The sequence below is a fragment of the Sphingomonas sp. 77B genome, from assembly GCF_056497825.1.
The window spans coordinates 3375107-3393171 of sequence record NZ_JBWMBY010000001.1 but is presented as its reverse complement, the minus strand read 5'-3'; the positions used below and the strand labels follow the sequence as shown (position 1 = coordinate 3393171).

24 protein-coding genes are annotated in these 18065 nt (G+C 65.9%); 4 read left to right on the top strand and 20 right to left on the bottom strand.

Annotated features, from left to right (window positions below):
* Window positions 1-106 precede the first annotated feature (106 nt).
* The 9 genes from AC1GI4_RS15985 to AC1GI4_RS15945 form a co-directional block, all read right to left on the bottom strand.
* Entirely contained in the window at window positions 107-1567 is a 1461-nt protein-coding gene (locus AC1GI4_RS15985) for a porin (RefSeq protein ID WP_479630157.1), read from the bottom strand.
* A gap of 99 nt (window positions 1568-1666) precedes the next feature.
* Window positions 1667-2020, bottom strand: a complete 354-nt coding sequence (locus tag AC1GI4_RS15980) for a dihydroneopterin aldolase (protein WP_479630156.1) — start codon at window positions 2018-2020, stop codon at window positions 1667-1669.
* The gene (locus AC1GI4_RS15975; protein WP_479630155.1) at window positions 2017-2763 is read right to left on the bottom strand and encodes an SDR family oxidoreductase; all 747 of its coding nucleotides are present in this window, start codon (window positions 2761-2763) and stop codon (window positions 2017-2019) included. Before AC1GI4_RS15975 ends, AC1GI4_RS15980 begins: the two co-directional genes overlap by 4 nt.
* Window positions 2760-3386: a GTP cyclohydrolase I FolE gene (folE, locus tag AC1GI4_RS15970; RefSeq protein WP_479630154.1), complete on the bottom strand. Its 627-nt coding sequence runs from the start codon at window positions 3384-3386 to the stop codon at window positions 2760-2762. The genes AC1GI4_RS15975 and folE overlap by 4 nt, the downstream gene beginning before the upstream one ends.
* Before the next feature lie 178 nt (window positions 3387-3564).
* Entirely contained in the window at window positions 3565-4407 is an 843-nt protein-coding gene (gene fghA, locus AC1GI4_RS15965; protein ID WP_479630153.1) for an S-formylglutathione hydrolase, read from the bottom strand.
* Window positions 4404-5264, bottom strand: coding sequence for a formyltetrahydrofolate deformylase (gene purU / locus AC1GI4_RS15960; RefSeq protein WP_479630152.1), 861 nt, complete (start codon window positions 5262-5264; stop codon window positions 4404-4406). Before purU ends, fghA begins: the two co-directional genes overlap by 4 nt.
* Window positions 5261-5644, bottom strand: coding sequence for a VOC family protein (locus AC1GI4_RS15955; protein WP_294268804.1), 384 nt, complete (start codon window positions 5642-5644; stop codon window positions 5261-5263). The genes purU and AC1GI4_RS15955 overlap by 4 nt, the downstream gene beginning before the upstream one ends.
* A complete protein-coding gene (locus AC1GI4_RS15950) occupies window positions 5644-6030 on the bottom strand; it encodes a VOC family protein (RefSeq protein ID WP_294268806.1) in 387 nt (128 codons plus the stop codon). Before AC1GI4_RS15950 ends, AC1GI4_RS15955 begins: the two co-directional genes overlap by 1 nt.
* Window positions 6030-7142, bottom strand: coding sequence for an S-(hydroxymethyl)glutathione dehydrogenase/class III alcohol dehydrogenase (locus AC1GI4_RS15945; RefSeq protein WP_479630151.1), 1113 nt, complete (start codon window positions 7140-7142; stop codon window positions 6030-6032). Before AC1GI4_RS15945 ends, AC1GI4_RS15950 begins: the two co-directional genes overlap by 1 nt.
* A gap of 107 nt (window positions 7143-7249) precedes the next feature.
* Between AC1GI4_RS15945 and AC1GI4_RS15940 the strand changes: the two genes are divergently transcribed.
* Both AC1GI4_RS15940 and AC1GI4_RS15935 read left to right on the top strand, forming a co-directional pair.
* On the top strand, window positions 7250-7453 hold the full coding sequence (locus AC1GI4_RS15940) for a hypervirulence associated TUDOR domain-containing protein (RefSeq protein WP_058744903.1): 204 nt from the start codon (window positions 7250-7252) through the stop codon (window positions 7451-7453).
* 56 nt (window positions 7454-7509) lie between these two features.
* Window positions 7510-7770 carry an SWIB/MDM2 domain-containing protein gene (locus tag AC1GI4_RS15935; protein ID WP_007405135.1) on the top strand — a complete coding sequence of 87 codons (261 nt, stop codon included), beginning with the start codon at window positions 7510-7512 and terminating at the stop codon, window positions 7768-7770.
* 59 nt (window positions 7771-7829) lie between these two features.
* On the opposite strand, the gene AC1GI4_RS15930 is transcribed toward AC1GI4_RS15935, so the two are convergent.
* The 7 genes from AC1GI4_RS15930 to AC1GI4_RS15900 all read right to left on the bottom strand — a co-directional run bounded on the left by AC1GI4_RS15930 (window position 7830) and on the right by AC1GI4_RS15900 (window position 14489).
* Window positions 7830-8252, bottom strand: coding sequence for a hypothetical protein (locus AC1GI4_RS15930; RefSeq protein WP_479630150.1), 423 nt, complete (start codon window positions 8250-8252; stop codon window positions 7830-7832).
* 152 nt (window positions 8253-8404) lie between these two features.
* Window positions 8405-9181 carry an exodeoxyribonuclease III gene (gene xth / locus AC1GI4_RS15925; RefSeq protein ID WP_479630149.1) on the bottom strand — a complete coding sequence of 259 codons (777 nt, stop codon included), beginning with the start codon at window positions 9179-9181 and terminating at the stop codon, window positions 8405-8407.
* A 1-nt stretch (window position 9182) separates the two neighbouring features.
* Complete coding sequence (gene erpA / locus AC1GI4_RS15920) at window positions 9183-9521, bottom strand: iron-sulfur cluster insertion protein ErpA (protein ID WP_433910102.1); 339 nt, start codon at window positions 9519-9521, stop codon at window positions 9183-9185.
* A gap of 201 nt (window positions 9522-9722) precedes the next feature.
* Window positions 9723-10463, bottom strand: coding sequence for a M23 family metallopeptidase (locus AC1GI4_RS15915; protein ID WP_479630148.1), 741 nt, complete (start codon window positions 10461-10463; stop codon window positions 9723-9725).
* An 87-nt stretch (window positions 10464-10550) separates the two neighbouring features.
* The gene (locus AC1GI4_RS15910; RefSeq protein ID WP_294268815.1) at window positions 10551-11375 is read right to left on the bottom strand and encodes a ferritin-like domain-containing protein; all 825 of its coding nucleotides are present in this window, start codon (window positions 11373-11375) and stop codon (window positions 10551-10553) included.
* On the bottom strand, window positions 11372-11827 hold the full coding sequence (locus AC1GI4_RS15905) for a peroxiredoxin (RefSeq protein ID WP_294268818.1): 456 nt from the start codon (window positions 11825-11827) through the stop codon (window positions 11372-11374). Before AC1GI4_RS15905 ends, AC1GI4_RS15910 begins: the two co-directional genes overlap by 4 nt.
* Entirely contained in the window at window positions 11814-14489 is a 2676-nt protein-coding gene (locus AC1GI4_RS15900) for a bifunctional [glutamine synthetase] adenylyltransferase/[glutamine synthetase]-adenylyl-L-tyrosine phosphorylase (protein ID WP_479630147.1), read from the bottom strand. Before AC1GI4_RS15900 ends, AC1GI4_RS15905 begins: the two co-directional genes overlap by 14 nt.
* Before the next feature lie 113 nt (window positions 14490-14602).
* On the opposite strand from AC1GI4_RS15900, the gene AC1GI4_RS15895 reads away from it, so the two are divergent.
* Window positions 14603-14767 carry a hypothetical protein gene (locus AC1GI4_RS15895; protein ID WP_294268821.1) on the top strand — a complete coding sequence of 55 codons (165 nt, stop codon included), beginning with the start codon at window positions 14603-14605 and terminating at the stop codon, window positions 14765-14767.
* Window positions 14768-14771: 4 nt separating this feature from the next.
* Here the strand turns inward: AC1GI4_RS15895 and AC1GI4_RS15890 are convergent, their stop codons facing one another.
* The 4 genes from AC1GI4_RS15890 to AC1GI4_RS15875 all read right to left on the bottom strand — a co-directional run bounded on the left by AC1GI4_RS15890 (window position 14772) and on the right by AC1GI4_RS15875 (window position 17634).
* Window positions 14772-15776 carry a DUF6624 domain-containing protein gene (locus tag AC1GI4_RS15890; protein WP_479630146.1) on the bottom strand — a complete coding sequence of 335 codons (1005 nt, stop codon included), beginning with the start codon at window positions 15774-15776 and terminating at the stop codon, window positions 14772-14774.
* A gap of 114 nt (window positions 15777-15890) precedes the next feature.
* Window positions 15891-16538 (bottom strand): sigma-70 family RNA polymerase sigma factor, encoded by a 648-nt coding sequence (locus AC1GI4_RS15885; protein WP_294268827.1) that lies wholly within the window; start codon window positions 16536-16538, stop codon window positions 15891-15893.
* Window positions 16539-16644: 106 nt separating this feature from the next.
* Window positions 16645-16782: a hypothetical protein gene (locus AC1GI4_RS15880; RefSeq protein WP_167345411.1), complete on the bottom strand. Its 138-nt coding sequence runs from the start codon at window positions 16780-16782 to the stop codon at window positions 16645-16647.
* A gap of 51 nt (window positions 16783-16833) precedes the next feature.
* Window positions 16834-17634, bottom strand: a complete 801-nt coding sequence (locus AC1GI4_RS15875; protein WP_042489968.1) for a response regulator — start codon at window positions 17632-17634, stop codon at window positions 16834-16836.
* Between the two features lie 248 nt (window positions 17635-17882).
* Here AC1GI4_RS15875 and AC1GI4_RS15870 point away from each other — a divergent pair, with 248 nt between their 5' ends.
* Window positions 17883-18053: a NepR family anti-sigma factor gene (locus tag AC1GI4_RS15870; RefSeq protein WP_257575631.1), complete on the top strand. Its 171-nt coding sequence runs from the start codon at window positions 17883-17885 to the stop codon at window positions 18051-18053.
* Window positions 18054-18065: the final 12 nt, after the last annotated feature.

The window sequence follows — 18065 nt, the reverse complement described above, 5'->3', positions numbered from 1 at the left end:
GGGGGTGGGGCGCTGCCGCAAGCGTGACCTTCGTGGCGATGCCCCACCCCAACCCCTCCCCTGAAGGGGAGGGGCTCGCGTTGATCGGATGCAACGTCATCATGGTCTAATAGGTGAATTGCAGCTGGGTCCGGATCAGGTCGCCCGTCGCCCGGCCGGTTCGCCGGGAGTCCGCCTCGCGCCGCTCCATCCGGGCATAGGCGAGCGTGAGTTCCAGCGCCTCTACCAGCTGGATTTCGGCGCCCAGCTCCCATTCGTCGGTTTCCAGCCGGGGGGCGTCGACATTGGCTTTCCACCCGCCGCGATAACGCTGCCACCGGACATAGGGGATGGCCCGGCCGATCGGGGTCTTGCCCAGATCGGTCATCAGCTGAACATAGCCACCGCCGAGCCGCTGGCTGCGCACCGAGCGCAGGGCCATGTCATATTGCGGGCCCCAGCCGGTCGTCCATTCGGTCTGGATGCCGAAGGGCTGCGGATAGAGGATCGCGTGGAAGCCGACCCGGTCGTCGCGATATTCGACGGGACTGATCCCGCTGCGCAATTCAGGGCGATAGCGGTTGAAGATCGCCGATCCGCCCAGCTCCAGCACCTGCCCCTCGAACAACGGCTCCAGCCCGTCGAGCGCGAAGGGCCAGGTGGCCATGGCGACCTTCATCAGGCTGTCATTGCGCTCGGTTCGGTTGGTACCCTGCCCGTTATAGACCGCCAGACCGAACGCACCGTAATTGCCGAACAGCTTCTGCTTGTTCTTGGTCAGCCGGTCCCAGATCGCCTGGACATGGTCAGGGGTGTAATAGACGTTCATCCCGACATCGCGTTCGCCGGGGACGCCGCTGTTGATCGCATCGGATCGGTCGAGCGGCAGGCGGTTGGATGAGCTTTGCAGATTCTCCCAGCCGAACGGCAACTTGGACTGGCCGAAGCGCAGGCGCAGGCGGCGTTCGGGGTCGAGGAACCAGTCGACATAGACGTCGCGCAACTGGCCGAAATTCTCGCGCCGCTCGGTGCTCGACTGGTTGTTCACCGCCGCGCCGAAATCATGCTGGAAATAGAGTTGCAGCCGGTCGGTGATATCCCCCTGCAATACCAGCCGCACGCGGCGCAGCAGGAAGCCGCCATCGTCGTTGATCGAGCTGTCATGCACCGAGCGCAGCCGCGACCCGGTATCGGACAGAGGCTCGTGATCGTCCAGGATCGCATTGTAGCGAAGCTGCGTATAGCCGCGCAGGCGAAACCGCTCATACCAGGGGGCGCGAGCCGAGGCTGGCTTGGCGACGACCGCGACCCGCTGCGGCAGCGCTGGCGCCGGGTTGGGCGATGGCGCAGGCGTCGAAGCCGCGACCTGCGGCGCTGGCGTTGGTGCCGCCGCAACGGGCGACGGGCTTGCGGGGACGACCGCCGCCTTCTGGGCATCGGTCAGCGCCTTGATCTGCGCCTTGAGTTCATCGATCTGCCGCTGCAGTTCCTGTACGGTCTGGGCAGCCGCGGGTGCCGGGCAGCTTGCCAGCACGATCGCGGTGGCGATCCCGACACCGGCTCGCTGGGATTTCGACTTGATCGCCATGCTGTTCCGCCCTGTTTGCGGCGGCTTAGGACGGGTCCGGCCCCTTTCGCAACAGAATGATGACAGTGACGTGATATTCCTGTGACACCGCCGTTATCGTCAGCGCATCCGATCGATCTCGCACCCCACCCGCGCGTCGGGATAGATGCCGGTCTTGGTCGAGCGCACCTTCACCGATACCACCCGCGCATCGGCCAGGCACAGCGCCGCCACCGCTTCGCACAGGCTTTCCTGAAGCGCGAAGCCGGGGCCGCGCGCCATCGCCAATATCCCTTCGCGCAGGAAGTCATAATCGAGCACTTCCTCGATGCGATCGGCGCGGGGAGCCGACGGATAGGTGACGGTCATCGCCACCGACAGGCTGACCGGCTGGGGCTCGGTTTCGTGCGGGTGGATGCCCAGCCGCATCGCCACGCTCATATCGTCGAGCAGGATGGTATAGGTCGCGCTCATCCTCGTCCCTCGAACATCACATCGCCGTCGCGGCGGCAGAAGCGCTGGCCGCAATCGACATAAAGCGTCTGCCCCCTGATCCCGCGCGCGGTGAGCAGGAAGGATACAGCCTCCGCTACCGCCTCTGCGCCGATCGGGCGGCCTAGCAGGTTCTTGACCGATGCCGCCGAGAACTCTTCGTCGCTCTGATCGCCGCTTTGCAGGGTCAGGCCCGGCGCCACCGCATTGACGGCGATGCGCGGCCCCAGTCCCTGCGCCAGCATCCTATTCGCTCCCGCCAGCGCGAACTTGGCGCAGCTATAGGCGAAGAAATCAGGATTGGGGTTCGCCAGCTTCTGGTCGAGAATATCGACCACCGCGCCGTCCGCCACATCGTCCTGCCGCGCCAGCGCCGAGGCGAGCAAGGCGGGCGCGGCGGCGTTGATCGCATAGAGCCTGGCCATCAACCCCGCATCCGTTTGCGGGGGGCGATCATACTCGAAGGACGAGGCGCTGCTCACCAGCCCGTCAATCGGCCCGCCCGCTGCGGCACGCACGCGAGCGAACAGCGTGTCAATCTCGTCGATCCGCGACAGGTCGCCCTGCACCATCGGCGCGCCCAGCTCCTTCGCCAACGCCGCCGCGTCCTCGCCCGAGCCATTATAATGGATCACCGGCCGATGCCCGTCCGCCGCCAGCCGCCGGGCGATGCTCGCGCCCAGCCTTTTGGCCGCGCCGGTCACCAGCACGGTGCGGCGGATCATCCGCGCAGGCCCATCAGCGACAGCACTTCCTTGCGGCTGCGCTCGTCGCCGCGGAAGGTGCCCATCATCCGGCTGGTCACCATCGACACACCCGGCGTGCGCACCCCGCGCGAGGTCATGCAGCCATGCGTCGCCTCGATCACCACCGCAACGCCCAGCGGCTTCAAATTTTCCCAGATACAGTCGGCGACCTCGGCGGTCAGCCGCTCCTGCACCTGCAAGCGGCGGGCAAAACCATGCAGCACGCGGGCGAGCTTCGAGATGCCGACGACATGGTTGCGCGGCAGATAGGCGATATGCGCACGGCCGATGATCGGCGCCATGTGATGTTCGCAATGCGACTGGAACGGAATGTCCTTCAGCAGCACGATCTCGTCATAGCCGCCGACCTCCTCGAACACCCGCGACAGGTGGACGGCGGGATCGTCGCCATAGCCTGCGCAATATTCGCGCCATGCGCGCGCGACGCGCTTCGGCGTATCGACCAGCCCTTCACGCGTGGGATCGTCCCCCGCCCAGGCGATGAGGGTGCGAATGGCTTCGGCGACATGATCGGGCACGGCGATCTTGCCATCCGCGCCCATCAGGTCGCCATCCTCCGGATCGCCATGCGCGCAGCTCATATCATGTCCTTCACTACAAAGCCGGTGCGATAGCGTATCGATTGCCGGGGTGCAAAACGGGCAACACCTTAACCCACATCACGATTTTGGGTTCAGTGCTTCTTTGCGTTCCGGCCCACGCCCCCGCCCTCGCAACCGCCCCGTTTAGCCTGAGCGAAGCCTTGGATGGGACTGATGCTCAGCGCCGCAGCCGCTCCGCCGCCCACGCCAAATGATCGGCCATGAAGGTGGAGATGAAATTGTAGCTGTGGTCGTAACCCGGCTGCATCCGCAGGGTCAGGGCAATCCCCGCCTTATCACAAGCCTCGGCCAGCAATTCGGGGCGGAGTTGCTCGGTCAGGAACTGGTCGGCATCGCCCTGGTCGACCAGCAGGTCGGGCACCCGCGCACCGTCCTCGATCAGCGCGACGGCGTCGGCCTGCCGCCATGCCGCCCGGTCCTGCCCCAGATAGCCGCCCAGCGCCTTCTCGCCCCACGGTACCTGAGAGGGCGCGACGATCGGCGCGAAGGCCGACACGCTGCGGAACCGATCCGGATTGCGAAGCCCGATGGTCAATGCCCCGTGGCCGCCCATTGAATGGCCGGTGATCGCTTGCGCGCCCATATCGGCCATGGGGAAATGCTCGGCGATCAGCGCGGGCAGTTCCTGCTCGATATAGGTCTGCATCTGGAAATGCTTCGCCCAGGGCTCCTGCGTGGCATCGACATAGAAGCCCGCTCCCTGCCCCATGTCGTACGCGTCGTCATTGGCCACGCCCTCCCCGCGCGGCGAGGTGTCGGGGGCGATGAAGATCACCCGGTGCTCGGCGCAGGGCCCACGATACTCGCCCTTGTCGGTGACATTGGCATGGGTGCAAGTCAGGCCCGACAGATACCAGAGGACGGGGAGCTTTTCGCCCTCCTCATGCGCGGGCACGAAGACCGAGAAGGTCATGCGGGTGCCGGTCGCGCCGCTCTGATGGGCATAGACGCCCTGCACGCCGCCATGCGCCTTGGAGGTCGAAATCGTCTCGATCGTCATCGGAACACCACCGTCCGGTTGTCATTGAGGAACACCCGCCGCTCGCCCACCCAGGCGACCGCACGGGCCAGCACCTGCGCCTCGATATCGCGGCCGATGCGGATCAGGTCGTCGACGCTGGCGCGGTGATCGACCCGCTCGACCGCCTGTTCGATGATCGGCCCCTCATCCAGGTCGGCGGTCACGAAATGCGCGGTCGCACCGATCAGCTTCACCCCGCGTGCGTGCGCCCGGTGATAGGGCTGCGCGCCCTTGAAGCCGGGCAGGAAGCTGTGATGGATATTGATGCACCGCCCCGGCAAGGCCGCAACCAGCCGCTCGCCCAGCACCTGCATATAGCGGGCGAGGACCAGGTAATCGGCCTTCGTGCTCTCCATCAGACCGAGCATCGCCGCTTCCTGTTCGGCGCGGTTGCTATTGTCGACGGGCAGGTGATGCCAGGGCAGGCCATGCCATTCGACCAACGGCCGCAGGCCGTCATGGTTGGAGACGACCCCGACGATCTCGACCGGCAGCGTGTTGGTCCGCCAGCGATGGAGCAGGTCGTTCAGGCAGTGCGAGCCCTTCGACACCGCGATCAGCATCCGGGGCCGCTCGGTGGCGGGGGCGACATGCCAGTCGAAGCCGAAGCGTGACGCCGGTTCCGCGAGCGCCGCCCGCACGCCCTCGACAGAGGCCGGGAACCGTGCCCCCTGCCCGGTGAAGACGATGCGCAGAAAGAAGCGTCCCGTCTCCAGATCGGCATATTGCTGGCTGTCGAGGATGAACCCGTCGATCCCCGCCAGCGCGCCAGACACGGCGGCGACGATGCCGACCCGGTCCTGGCACGCCAGCGTCAGGATATAGTCGTGGCTCACGCCTTCGACAGGCGGCAACCCAGGCACAGCTTGTTGCCGTCCGGGTCGCGCAGATAGCCAAGATAGGCCGGACCCATCGGCGTCTGACGCTCGCCCACCGGCGCCTCGATCGCGGTCCCGCCATGTGCCACGGCCGCCGCATGGGCGGCGTCGAGCTGCGCCGGATCGGCCGCGCCCAGCCCGATCGTCCCGCCATTGGCGAAGGTCGCCGCCTCGCCGTCGATCGGCCGTGTCACCATGAAGGCCGCGCCCTTGTGGCGATACAGAAGGCGCTCGCCCATCTGCATCCCGGGCTCGCCGCCCAGTGCACCGAACAGCGCGTCGTAGAACGCCTTGGACCGCGCGAGATCGTTCGATCCGACCATGACATGGGTATACATCAGTTCGCCTCCACCAGATGCCGTGCGCACAGCTTGTTGCCGGTCGGATCGCGCAAATACGCCAGATAGACCTTGCCGACAGGCACGTTGCGGATGCCGGGCGGGTCCTCGATCGCGGTGCCGCCGTGCGCCAGGCCCGCCGCGTACCAGGCATCGGCCTGTTCGGGCGATTCCATCGCGAAGCCCAGAGTAGCGCCATTGGCGTAGGTGGCGGGTTCGCCATTGATCGGCTTGGAGATCAGGAAGCGCGCGCCGTTATGGCTATAGACCAGCCGCCCAGCCGCATCGACCACGCCTTCCGGCGCGCCCAGCACGCCCAGCGTCGCGTCGTAGAAGCGCTTGGCCGCGGCGATGTCGTCGGCCCCCAACATGACATGGCTGAACATCAGAAGATCACCACGCTGCGGATGCTCTCGCCCGCATGCATCAGGTCGAAGCCCTTGTTGATCTCCTCCAGTGTCAGCCGGTGGGTAATCATCGGGTCGATCTCGATCATGCCGTTCATATACCAGTCGACGATCTTGGGCGTGTCGGTGCGCCCGCGCGCGCCGCCGAACGCGGTGCCGCGCCAGTTGCGGCCCGTCACCAGCTGGAAGGGCCGCGTGCTGATCTCCTTGCCCGCCTCGGCCACGCCGATGATGATGCTGGTGCCCCAGCCGCGGTGGCAGGATTCCAGTGCGGTGCGCATCACCTCGGTATTGCCCGTCGCGTCGAAACTATAGTCCGCGCCGCCATCGGTGAGTTCCAGCAGCTTGGCGATCGTCTCCTCGCGGCTCAGCCCCTTGGAGTTGAGGAAGTGGGTCATGCCGAAGCGGCGGCCCCATTCCTCACGGTCGGGGTTGATGTCGACGCCGATGATCCGGCCCGCGCCCGCCAGCTTGGCGCCCTGGATGACGTTCAGGCCGATGCCGCCCAGGCCGAAAACGACGATATTCTCGCCCGGCTGGACCTTGGCGGTATTGACCACCGCGCCCACGCCCGTCGTCACGCCGCAACCGATATAGCAGCTGGTGTCGAACGGCGCGTCTTCGCGGATCTTGGCGACCGCGATCTCGGGGAGAACGGTGAAGTTCGAGAAGGTCGAGCAGCCCATATAATGGAAGATCGGCTGCCCCTTATAGCTGAAGCGGGTCGTACCGTCGGGCATCAGGCCCTTGCCTTGCGTCGCACGGATCGCGGTGCACAGGTTCGTCTTGCCCGACAGGCACGACTTACACTGGCGGCATTCGGGGGTGTAGAGCGGGATGACGTGATCGCCCGGCACCACGCTGGTCACGCCCGCGCCGACCTCACGCACGATGCCGCAGCCTTCATGCCCCAGCACGCTGGGGAAGATACCCTCGCTGTCGAAACCGTCGAGCGTATAGGCATCGGTGTGGCAGATGCCGGTCGCCATGATCTCGACCAGGACCTCACCGGCCTTGGGGCCTTCCAGATCGAGTTCGACGATTTCGAGCGGCTTCTTGGCTTCGAAGGCGACGGCGGCGCGGGTCTTCATGGGTCCTGTCTCCTGGGCTGGCCGCCCTGATGCCCCGTGGCGCGCGCCGGTGCAACCAACGAAAGCCCCGAGCGATTGATGCCGACAACAACCCCAGGAGAGCGACGATGACCGAGTTCAAAAAAGGCGACCATGTCGAATGGAACAGCCATGGCGGCACCGCCGAGGGCAAGGTCGTCAAGAAACAGACCAGCGATACCGAGATCAAGGGCCACACCGTCCGTGCGTCGAAGGACGAGCCGCAATACATAGTAGAGAGTGACAACGGCGGAAAGGCGGCGCACAAGGCGGACGCGCTGAAGAAAGCGTGATTCACGCGCGACCCGCCGAACGGCCGGGGCGCAGAAGGATTAAGGGAAGGAATAACATGGCCACCGCAACCACGGGCACCGGCATCCACGCACCGGTCCAGCCGTCCGAGGAACTGGGCGCGATCGTCGGCAACGAGAAGCTGCCGCGCAGCCAGGTCATCAGCAAGGTGTGGGACTATATCAAGGCCAACAACCTGCAGAACCCCGAGAACAAGCGGGAAATCCTGGCCGACGACAAGCTGAAGAAGGTGTTCGGCAAGGACAAGTGCACCATGTTCGAGATGAACAAGTTCATCTCGGCGCACCTGAAGAAGTAAGTCCTGCTCGCGTCCCGGCGACCATGCCGGGGCGCGCCCCTCCCCGCCCGCGCTGCCGATTAACGCAGGTCCAGGACCAGCGGCTTGCGCGCGGGCGGTGTCGCGGCCGGTTTTGGGGCCGCAGACGATGCACGATCCTTTGGCCGGGAAAGCGTCGGCGTCGGCGTCGCCGATGGTAACGGACTGGGCGTATCGACACGGCCCGCCTCGATCTGGTTCAGCCGCTGCTCGACCAGTTGCGCATCCAGCAGCTTGCGATCCCCCTGCATCGCCGCCACCTGCGCCTCCAGCGCCGCCACGCGCTGTTCCAGCATTTTCACCCGCACCTGATCCTCGGTCTGGGACACCATGTCCTTGGCGACCTTCTCTTGCCGCGCCCGCTCCTGCGCGTCGGCATCGGCAAGACGCGTGTCCGCATTGCTCCGCTGGTTGCAGGCGGTGAGGGCAAGGGTCAGCAGCCAAAGGGAAACGGCACGGCGCATTGGGCGTACTCGGATTAGAGAAAAATCCTCCCCGGCACGGGGAGGTGGCAGGCCATAGGCCTGACGGAGGGGGGCTTCCACGCAGGTCACCCTTCGCCGTAGCCCCCCTCCACCATCCTTCGGATGGTCCCCCTCCCCGTGCCGGGGAGGAATTACAGGTCCCGCAACTTTACCCAAGTCGGGGCGTGGTCGCTGGCCTTTTCGCGCCCGCGATAACTCTTGTCGACGCCCGCATCGACCAGCCGGTCGGCGGCCTGCGGGCTGAGCAGCAGGTGGTCGATACGGAACCCCGCATCGCGCTGCCACGACCCGGCCTGATAGTCCCAGAAGGTCCATACCCCGCCCTTGGGCGCGCGCGTGCGCAACGAGTCCGTCCACCCTTGCGCCAGCAACCGGCGATAGGCCTGACGGCTTTCCGGCTGCATCAGCGCATCGCTCGCCATGGCGGGGACCGAGAAGGTGTCGTCGTCATTGGGGATGACGTTATAATCTCCGGCCAGCACGGCGGGCACTTCCTCCGCCAGCAATTCGCGTGCCCGGGTCGCCAACCGCTCCATCCAGCGCAGCTTATAGTCGAATTTCGGCCCCGGTAGTGGATTGCCGTTGGGCAGATAGAGCGAGGCGACGACCAGGCCGTTGACCTCGCATTCGAGGTAACGGCTATGTTCGTCCTCATCCTCGCCCGCCAGCCCGCGCTGCCGCTCGACCGGCTGGGCACCGCGCGCAAGGACCGCGACGCCGTTCCAGCTCTTCTGACCATGCCAGACCGCGCCGTAACCGGCGGCCTCGATATCCTTGATCGGAAAGGTCTCGTCGCTGGCCTTCAATTCCTGAAGGCACACGACATCCGCATCCGCCTCGGCCAGATATTCGAGCAGGCGGGGCAGACGGGCCTTGATCCCGTTGACGTTGTACGTGGTGATCTTCACGTCAGACCGAGAAACTGGTGCCGCAGCCACAGCCAGAGGCCGCGTTGGGGTTCTTCACCTGAAACGCCGCGCCGCCAAGCGATTCGACATAATCGACCTGCGCGCCGCGAACGAGGTCCAAGCTGATGCTGTCGACGACCAGGCGGACGCCATCGGTCTCCGTCAACGCATCGTCATCGGCGGGCGCATCGGCCAGGCCGAATTTATACTGGAAGCCCGAACAGCCGCCGCCTTCGACCGACAGGCGCAGGATGGCGGGCTTGTTCTGCCGCTCGGCGATCGTCGCGACACGCGCCGCGGCGGCCGGGGTCAGCGCGATTTCGGAAATGCTGGTGGCCATGGGAGTGAGATAGGCGCGAGGGGCGAACGGGGCAATCCCGCTTCCGCTATTCCTCCCCTGCAAGGGGAGGTGTCAGGGCGTCAGGCCTGACGGAGGGGTGTCGACGCCGCTATGATTTCGGTCGCGAGCGCCACTGCCCCTCCCCCATCGCTTCGCGATGGTCCCCCTCCCCAAGCACAGCTTGGGGAGGAATATGCACCGTCAGTCCTGCGCGGCCGGGCCGTCGGAGGAGACGGGAATCTGGTGGATCGCATGATCCTGCGAGGCGGTCAGATAGTCGCCGGTGGTCAGGAAGGGGATCGGGTTGACGGCATGGCCGTCCATGCGGACTTCATAATGAAGGTGCGGGCCGGTCGAACGGCCGGTCGAGCCCATCAACGCGATCAGCTGGCCGCGCGTCACGCGGGCGCCGTCGGCGACCAGGATCTTGGACAGATGGCCGTAACGCGTCGCGATACCCTTGCCATGGTTGATCTCAACCAGATTGCCATAGCCACCCTGCCAGCTGGCGTGATCGACGATACCGTCGGCGGTGGCATAGATCGGCGTGCCGACCGGACCCGGAATATCAACCCCGGCATGCATCGCGGCGGTGCCGCGGAACGGGTCGGAGCGGATACCGAAATTGCTGGTGAACTGGAGCTTTTCGACCGGATGGACCGAGGGGATCGCGATCACGCCGTTCGGGCGGGCGTCCATCTTCTTCCAGGTCTGGAACAGGGTGCGGAACTGCTGATCGGTGCGAAGGTCGGCGGAGGCTTCGGCGCTGTTGGCGGGGATGAACTCGCCCCCGACCGCCTTGCCGGCGCTATGGGCCGGAGCGGTGGCGGGAGCCGAATGGGCCGCCGCCATCTGGCTGGACGAACCGATCGTCAGGGCAGCAATGAGTGCGAAGCGTACGTGCGATGCAATCGATTTACCCGAGAACAGCAGTTGATTCATCGAACCCCGAACCCTTGTCGCCGAACGATCCCGCAGTCGGAAAAGCCCGGCTTCGTTCATCCTATGCTGTGTCGCAGCCCCACCGCGTTACAGACGGTCAGCTTGTGCCTTTATGGGTTCCTCGTCCGCAAGAGGCGCATAGAAATCGCGCGTCAAACCGGCTGTATCGCGCGCCGAAACGTTGAACGGTGGCTTAACGACCCCCCGAAAATGGCGGCGGACCAGCATTCTCCAGTGTTCGGCGGGCTCGATGTCATGCCCCGCCGCCAGATACCCGAACCATTTCGCGCCGAATCCGACATGCCGAATCTCATCGGTATAGATACGGTTGAGGATGCGCGCGGAGGCCTCGTCACCCCCGGCGCGGAAGCGCGCGACCGTCTCCGGCGTGACGTCCAGCCCCCTCGCCTCCAGCACCATCGGCACGACGGCCAGCCGCGCCATGGCGTCATGCGCGGTTTCCTCCGCCGCTTCCCAAAGCCCGGCATGGGCGGGCAGTTCGCCATAGCCCGATCCCAGCGTCTTCAACCGGCGATGCAGGACGGCGAAGTGCATCGCCTCGTCCGCGCCGACCGAAATCCAGTCGTCGACGAAGGTGCGGGGAAACTGCCCGCCGAACCGCCCCGCCGCGTCGAAGGCCAGGTCGATCGCGGCGAACTCGATATGCGCCAGCGCATGGAGCAGCGCGATCCGCCCCTTTTCGGAGCCCCCGCGCCCACGTTTGGGCATCCGGTTGGGCGGCAGCAGCTCGGGCCGATCGGGACGACCCGGCGCATCGGGCATCGCGACGTCGAAGTCATGCGCCAGTTCGCCGCGACGCCAGCCGCGCGCCACCGCCCGCGCGGCGCGCACCTTGGCCAGCGGATCGCTTTCGCGCAGGACGGCGGCGCAGGCTTGGGCAATGGAGGTCAAAGCGCGCGCGCCGCCCCTAGCACCGCCTCGGCATGGCCGGGCACCTTCACCTTGCGCCAGCTCTGCGCGAGCTTGCCGTCGCGGTCGAACAGGAAGGTCGCGCGCTCGATGCCCATATAGGTCTTGCCGTAGAGCTTCTTCTCGCCCCAGACGCCGAACGCCTCACAGGCCGTGCCGTCCTCGTCGCTGACCAGTTCGACCGCCAGTGCGTGCTTTTCGCTGAACTTGCGATGCTTGGCCGGACTGTCCTTGGAGATGCCGATCACCCGCACGCCCGCACCCGCGAAATCCCCGGCCAGCGCGGTGAAGTCCTGCGCCTCGCGCGTGCAGCCGCTGGTGTCGTCCTTGGGATAGAAATAGACGACCAAGGGCCCGGCCAGATCGCCCAGCGCCAGCTTTTCGTCGTCGGCGGTCGTGACCGTCACCGCCGGAATTGCGTCACCCTGCTGCATCGTCCACTCCTTGCCAGACTCGGGCTACCTCCTGCCGCGTCGCCTCCAGCGTGGCAACCACCGTCGGCCAGTCCGGCAGGCCCATGGCGCGCGCGATCAGCGGGCGGGTCGGCTCGGGCGGCTCCTGTCCATCGGGCACCAGCAGGCGGAAGGACACGAGCGCCTGGGTCAGCACATCATGCGCCTGCGCCATGGTCGACGGCATCAGCCCCTCGGCCACCAGCGCGCCGATCGCCCGGCCCAGATCGGGGTCGAAGCCGATCCGGTGGACCAACTGCGTGCGGTGCACCGCGAACTCCAGATCGACCAGACCGCCGGGAAGCAGCTTGACGTCGAGCGGCCCCTGCGGCGGCTTGTGCCGCGCCATCTCCGCGCGCATCTCGCCCGCCTCGGCCGCCACGTCACGCGCGGGCCGGTTGCCGTTCAGCACATCGGCGACGATCGCGGCCACCGCCGCGCGCGCGTCCGCCGAGCCGAAGATGGGACGGGCGCGGGTCAATGCCATGTGTTCCCAGGTCCAGGCGTCTTCGCGCTGATATCTCGCGAAACTCTCGACGGAAACCACCAGCGGCCCCTGCGTGCCCGAGGGTCGCAACCGCGTGTCGACCGGATAGAGCGGCCCCGCCTGGGTCGGCACCGACAGCGCCGCCGTCACCCGCTGCGCCAGCCGGTTGTAATAGAGCGTCGCCCCCAGCGGCTTGGGCCCATCGGACTCGGCGGCGAAATCGCCGGTGAACAGATAGACGAGATCAAGGTCGGAGGCATGAGTCAGCGCCGCGCCGCCCATCCGCCCCAGCGCCAGGATGACCAGCTCGCTATCCGGCACGCGGCCATGCGCCGCGACGAATTGATCGACCGTCGCCTGCGCCAGCACGCCGACCGCCGCTTCGGCGACGCGGGCATAGCCGCCCGCCACCTCCAGCGGATCGGCCCGCCCCGCGACGATCTGCGCGCCCAAGGCAAAGCGCAGTTCACCGACAACGCGACGAACGTGATCGAGCCGGTCCTGATAATCCTGCCCGCTCTCACCGCCGCGCATCGCGCGTTCGAGGAATGCGACGGCGGGCAGCGGCTCGAAGGCAGAGGCGTCGATCAGCCCATCGAGCAGTGCGGGGCGCCGCGCCAGCTCGGCCGCCAGGGGCGCGGCATGGCTGAGGATCGCCACGGTCAGGCTGGCGAGCCCCGGTCGCGCCTCCAGCAGGCGGAAGATGTTGATCGCACTCGTCATCCGCTCGAACAGCGAATCGAGCTTCAGGATGGCGGCATCGGGGTCGGGCGCGTCGGCCAATGCCTCGACCAGTGTGGGCAGCACCGCGTCCAGCGCCTCGCGTGCCGCCGGGCTGCGCAGCGCGGCATAGTCGCCGCCGCGCCATGCCGCGATCCGCCGCGCCGCCGCCTCGACGTCGCGCAAGCCCGCCGCCGCGAGCCGCTCGTTCAGGAGGACCGGATCATGCGGCAGGCGGGGTCGTTCGTCCGCGTCGAGCGCGTCGTAGAAGCGCCCGACCCGTTCGGTGACGGGTGCCAGCAGCCCGACCAGCGCATCGCCATCCGCCAACCCGTGAAGCTGCGCAACTCGGTCCAGCCCCTCGCCCAATGGCAGTTGATGGGTCTGACGGTCGTCGATCATCTGCACCCGGTGCTCGATCGTGCGCAGCAGGATATAGGCATCGGTCAGCGCCGCCGCCTGCTCCGCATCGATCCGCCCCGCCTCGGCCAGTGTCGCCAGCGCGTCACGGGTGGCGGGCGCCCGCAGTGCGGGATCGCGTCCGCCATGGATCAACTGGTGAATCTGCGCGAAGAACTCGATCTCGCGAATGCCGCCGCGACCGCGCTTCAGGTCATAGCCGGGCCCCATGGCCTGTCCCTGCGCATGATGGTCGCGAATGCGCCGGGTCAGGTCGCGAATCTCGCCGACCGCGCCGAAGTCCAGCGCGCGCCGCCACACGAACGGGCGGATCGCGTCGAGGAAGCGCTGGCCCAGCGCCAGATCCCCCGCCGCCGCCCGCGCCCGGATAAAGGCCGCCCGCTCCCAGGTCAGCGCCTGGCTTTCATAATAGGCGATCGCCCCTTCGACGGGAATCGCGATCGGCGTCGCCTCTGGGGAAGGCCGCAACCGCAGGTCGACACGCAGCACATAGCCATCGCCGTCGCGCGCCTGCAGCAGTTCGACCACCCGCTTGCCGATCCGCACCGCCGCATCCTCCGGCTCCTCGCGCGGGCGGCGGGGCAGCGTCTTCGGATCGAAGATCAGGATCGGATCGATGTCGGACGAATAGTTGAGTTCGCGACTGCCCTGCTTGCCCAGCGCGATGGCGGCGAAACCGACCGGCTCGGCCCCCGGCGTCCGCTCCTCGATCGCGGCGCGGATCGCACGGTCGAGCGATCGGTCGGCGAAGTCGGTGAGCCGGTGCGTCACCTCGGTCAGGTCATACAGGCCCGCCAGATCGCCCAGCGCCACGGTCAGCGCCAGCGCGCGCCGTTCACGCCGCAACCGGGTGCCGACGGGTAGCTCCTTCGCCACATCGGGCGGCGCGAGCAACTCGCCCGCCAGCGCCGCCGCCTCGATCTCCGGTTCGCGGTCGAGCAGCATCGCCAGGAAGGACGAATGCCGACGCGCACGGGCAACGGCGTCGGACAGGGCGCAAGGGGACGGGCTATTCATAAGCCCGCTTCTACTCTGCAGTGAGCCTGAGAAGAAACTCTTTCCAGCAGGTTAAGAAAAAGCAATTCAGATCATTTGCAACTTGTCAAGACGCGATCAGTTATGTTGCCATGATGAGCACCGAATCCGGGACCAGCGATATCCGTATCGTCCGCGCGCCGCAGCGCACAGACGATATCGGCTGCGCGCTCCGCTCGGCCTATTCCCGGCCGGTGCGGTTGCCGGATCATTGGGTGCGGTTGCTGGCACGGCTGGATCGGCGTTCACCACACTCCTGAGGGACTATCGCGGCTGGCCGGGTGGGCAGCGACCATAGGTTTGATCCATCGCGGCTAGATAGCCCGCCACAGGCGCCAGGCCGACGTCCGCACGCAGCCGGTCGACGGCCTTTTCATCTTCGAGAGGCTGCGGCACGCGCTTGCCATTGTCACACGTTGCCTGCGTCGCATAACGCTGCTTGCCCGTGATCTTCAGCATCACGCGGTCATACAGATAGGCATAGTCGCCTTTCGCAACGTCCCCCTTCGCCATGAGCGGCTCCATCAAGCGTAATGATGAGAGCTGGAAGGCCGAATCGGCATCCGCATGTTGCACCAGCAGCCAAGCCTGTTCGGCGGCATCCTCGCCGATCTCGGAGCGCTTCGGCCAACCCTGCTTCGTAACCAAGGCCTTGAGCCACTCAGTGTTATCATGATCCTCGACGCCCGCGGCCAACAATAGTCGCGATACGATCACCGCCTGGACGTCGTCGGAAACAGCGGGCGCGCCCGCCATGTTCCCTCCGCCCCAACCCGCACCTACCCGCAGCATCTGCTCGGCGAGGGGACGGGCGATCAGAATGTCATGCAATTTAGGCGTCTTGGCTGCGCCCATGGCCTTGGCCACTTTCACCGCCATCAGATAGGCGTCGGCGATCGGCGCGGCCTTGTCGACCGAGCGCTGAAATGCGTCAAAGCTCGTCCAGTGGTGCACATCCGGCGCCGATGCCACTTGCGAGCAGAGGAGGTTGCGACTGGTGGTGTTGATCATTTTCGGATCGGCGATACCCAAAGCCCGAAGCTCAACTCGGAACGCCGCCAAGTCGTCTTCATAGCAGGCGATCAGCCATTCGCTGACCCGCTTGTCTTGTGCCCTCTCTTCCGGCGTCGCGTCCGGAAAGCGCCCCTTCATCCACTTGTAATCGCCCGGATCGAAGCGATCCCCCTTGATATAGGGTTTCAGGACGTCCGGGACCGGCGGCGTGGCCGCTGTCAGCAGAAAGGCGAGGATCAGGGACAGCACGCGCATGACGGGATCGGATAAGGTCACGGCATCACTGTCAAGCCGGTGTCTATCGACACAAAAAAGCCGCCCCGGTCAGAACCGGGACGGCTATTTATTAACGCCAAGAAATAGAAGCGTTTACCGCCCGCCGCTCAACTGATCGACATCACCCATGATGCTGTCGAGCGCCGTCTTGCTGCTGTCGGTTTCATGCTCGCGACGCGAGGGCAGGGAACCGTCGGTCAGGATCGCTTCCAGCGCGACGCGACCGCGCGCCACGCGGCTCTTGATCGTGCCCACTGCGACATTGCAGATTTCGGCCGCTTCCTCATAGGCGAAGCCGCCCGCACCGACCAGAATCAGCGCCTCGCGCTGCGGCTGCGGCAGGTGCATCAAGGCACGCTGCATATCGCCAAGCTCGACATGGCGGTCCTGGCTCGCCGGAGCCGCCAGGATGCGGTCAGCGACCAGATCATCCCACTCACCCTTGAAGCGCGCGCGACGCATCTGCGACAGATACAGGTTGCGCAGGATGATGAAAGTCCATGCGCGCATGTTCGTGCCCGCCTGAAAACGCTTGCGCGCCGCCCAGGCCTTCAGAAGCGTTTCCTGCACTAGATCATCGGCCAGATCGCGGCTGCCCGACAGAGAGCGTCCAAAGGCGCGCAAATGGGGAATGACGCGCGCCAGTTCCGCCTTGAACTCCGAATCAGGAAGCGCGACGTGCTCGATGGGCGCATCGGGTGCGTCGTCCTCGAATTCGTCCCGCGTCAGTGGCTGCGTCATGAAAATCCGATCATCGGAAACGGCCGACCCAACGACCGTTTCGAAACATAAGAGGCCGACTCCGAAATAGCCAGCCGTCCCAATAGGCTAATCGCAAAGCCCCGTGTCAGCGCAGCACCAGAAAGGCGAAGATCGCGATCACGAGCACCAGCGAGATGGGCAGGACGTACCGCGTGACATGCGGCGTCGACCCTGCCCTAGCGTCCTCTTTGGCGACATGAATGGGTTCATTGGAATCAGCCATGTCTACCTCAACGCCTCTCAACCGTTTTGGGTCCGTAACTGTAGGTCTTTCTTACTCGGCCGGGACCGTGCTCTGGTCGAAGAACAGCGCCTGGCTGATCGCGGCCTTCACCGTCGACCGCTGGAACGGCTTGGTGATGAGAAAGGTCGGCTCCGGGCGCTCGCCGGTCAGCAGACGCTCGGGGAAGGCGGTGATGAAGATCACCGGAACCTCGAACTCGGCCAGGATGTCCTTGACCGCATCGATGCCCGAGCTGTCGTCGGCCAGCTGGATGTCCGCCAGCACCAGGCCGGGGCGGTCCTCCATGGCCAGCGCCACGGCTTCGTCGCGGGTCACGGCGACGCCGGTGACTTCGTGGCCAAGGTCGCGCACGATCGTCTCGATATCCATCGCGATGATCGGCTCGTCCTCGATGATGAGCACGCGGGCGCGGGTCTGCTTCTCAATCTCGGCCAGCGCCTCGGAGACGAGATTCTCGACCTCGCTCGGCTCCACGTCGATCAGATACGCCGCGTCCTCGGGCGTGAAGCCCTCCATGGCCGTCAGCAGCAGTGCCTGCCGCGACAGTGGCGTCATCCGGGCGAGACGCGCACGGGCCAGCCCTTCATTGCCGTCGGCGTCGATGCCGTCATTGTCCAGTTCGTCATAATTGGCCGACGACCAGATGCCCTGGAACATCCGATAGAGGCCCAGCCGCGGATCGACGTCGCGCGGAAACTGGTCCGGGGCCGCGACGATCGCCTCCAGCGTGGCGCGGACATATTTGTCGCCGTGCATCTGGCTGCCGGTCAGGGCCCGGCCATAGCGCCGCAGGAAGGGAAGATGGGGCGCAAGCTGCTGTCCAAGCGACATGGGTAATAATCACTCCCTGAGGTATTCGCGGACACCTGATGTGCTGGCCCCCGCGCATGTTTTCAATGGCGTTTCCCGAAATCCCCTTGTGGCACACGTCATGGACGTACCCTTCGGATTTTTCGTATCGCATCGGGAACCAACAAGATCGAATTTGGTTTCATCGCCACATCAACTATGGCCCAGGCATGACGCCAATCGGCAGTGCCCCATGGCCGCCATTGCGTCGGTTGCCCCGCTAGTGGGTCGTGCAGGGGGATATTTTGAGTTTGGGCAACAAGACGAAGAAGACGCCGTCCTCCACGCCCGAAAAGGGCGGTCAGAAAGATGCGGGCTCGGCACTTCGCCAGGCGTATCAGAAGACCGTGGACGAGCGGATCCCCGACGAGATGCTTGACCTTCTCAGCAAGCTGGACTGAACGTCCGGCTGA

Bases quoted from the DNA above. Each gene is read 5' to 3' on its own strand.
- AC1GI4_RS15985 (WP_479630157.1), bottom strand. From the start codon at position 1,567: ATGGCGATCAAGTCGAAATCCCAGCGAGCCGGTGTCGGGATCGCCACC.
- AC1GI4_RS15980 (WP_479630156.1), bottom strand. From the start codon at position 2,020: ATGAGCGCGACCTATACCATCCTGCTCGACGATATGAGCGTGGCGATG.
- AC1GI4_RS15975 (WP_479630155.1), bottom strand. From the start codon at position 2,763: ATGATCCGCCGCACCGTGCTGGTGACCGGCGCGGCCAAAAGGCTGGGC.
- folE (WP_479630154.1), bottom strand. From the start codon at position 3,386: ATGAGCTGCGCGCATGGCGATCCGGAGGATGGCGACCTGATGGGCGCG.
- fghA (WP_479630153.1), bottom strand. From the start codon at position 4,407: ATGACGATCGAGACGATTTCGACCTCCAAGGCGCATGGCGGCGTGCAG.
- AC1GI4_RS15955 (WP_294268804.1), bottom strand. From the start codon at position 5,644: ATGTATACCCATGTCATGGTCGGATCGAACGATCTCGCGCGGTCCAAG.
- AC1GI4_RS15950 (WP_294268806.1), bottom strand. From the start codon at position 6,030: ATGTTCAGCCATGTCATGTTGGGGGCCGACGACATCGCCGCGGCCAAG.
- AC1GI4_RS15945 (WP_479630151.1), bottom strand. From the start codon at position 7,142: ATGAAGACCCGCGCCGCCGTCGCCTTCGAAGCCAAGAAGCCGCTCGAA.
- AC1GI4_RS15940 (WP_058744903.1), top strand. From the start codon at position 7,250: ATGACCGAGTTCAAAAAAGGCGACCATGTCGAATGGAACAGCCATGGC.
- AC1GI4_RS15935 (WP_007405135.1), top strand. From the start codon at position 7,510: ATGGCCACCGCAACCACGGGCACCGGCATCCACGCACCGGTCCAGCCG.
- AC1GI4_RS15930 (WP_479630150.1), bottom strand. From the start codon at position 8,252: ATGCGCCGTGCCGTTTCCCTTTGGCTGCTGACCCTTGCCCTCACCGCC.
- erpA (WP_433910102.1), bottom strand. From the start codon at position 9,521: ATGGCCACCAGCATTTCCGAAATCGCGCTGACCCCGGCCGCCGCGGCG.
- AC1GI4_RS15915 (WP_479630148.1), bottom strand. From the start codon at position 10,463: ATGAATCAACTGCTGTTCTCGGGTAAATCGATTGCATCGCACGTACGC.
- AC1GI4_RS15905 (WP_294268818.1), bottom strand. From the start codon at position 11,827: ATGCAGCAGGGTGACGCAATTCCGGCGGTGACGGTCACGACCGCCGAC.
- AC1GI4_RS15900 (WP_479630147.1), bottom strand. From the start codon at position 14,489: ATGAATAGCCCGTCCCCTTGCGCCCTGTCCGACGCCGTTGCCCGTGCG.
- AC1GI4_RS15895 (WP_294268821.1), top strand. From the start codon at position 14,603: ATGAGCACCGAATCCGGGACCAGCGATATCCGTATCGTCCGCGCGCCG.
- AC1GI4_RS15890 (WP_479630146.1), bottom strand. From the start codon at position 15,776: ATGCGCGTGCTGTCCCTGATCCTCGCCTTTCTGCTGACAGCGGCCACG.
- AC1GI4_RS15885 (WP_294268827.1), bottom strand. From the start codon at position 16,538: ATGACGCAGCCACTGACGCGGGACGAATTCGAGGACGACGCACCCGAT.
- AC1GI4_RS15880 (WP_167345411.1), bottom strand. From the start codon at position 16,782: ATGGCTGATTCCAATGAACCCATTCATGTCGCCAAAGAGGACGCTAGG.
- AC1GI4_RS15875 (WP_042489968.1), bottom strand. From the start codon at position 17,634: ATGTCGCTTGGACAGCAGCTTGCGCCCCATCTTCCCTTCCTGCGGCGC.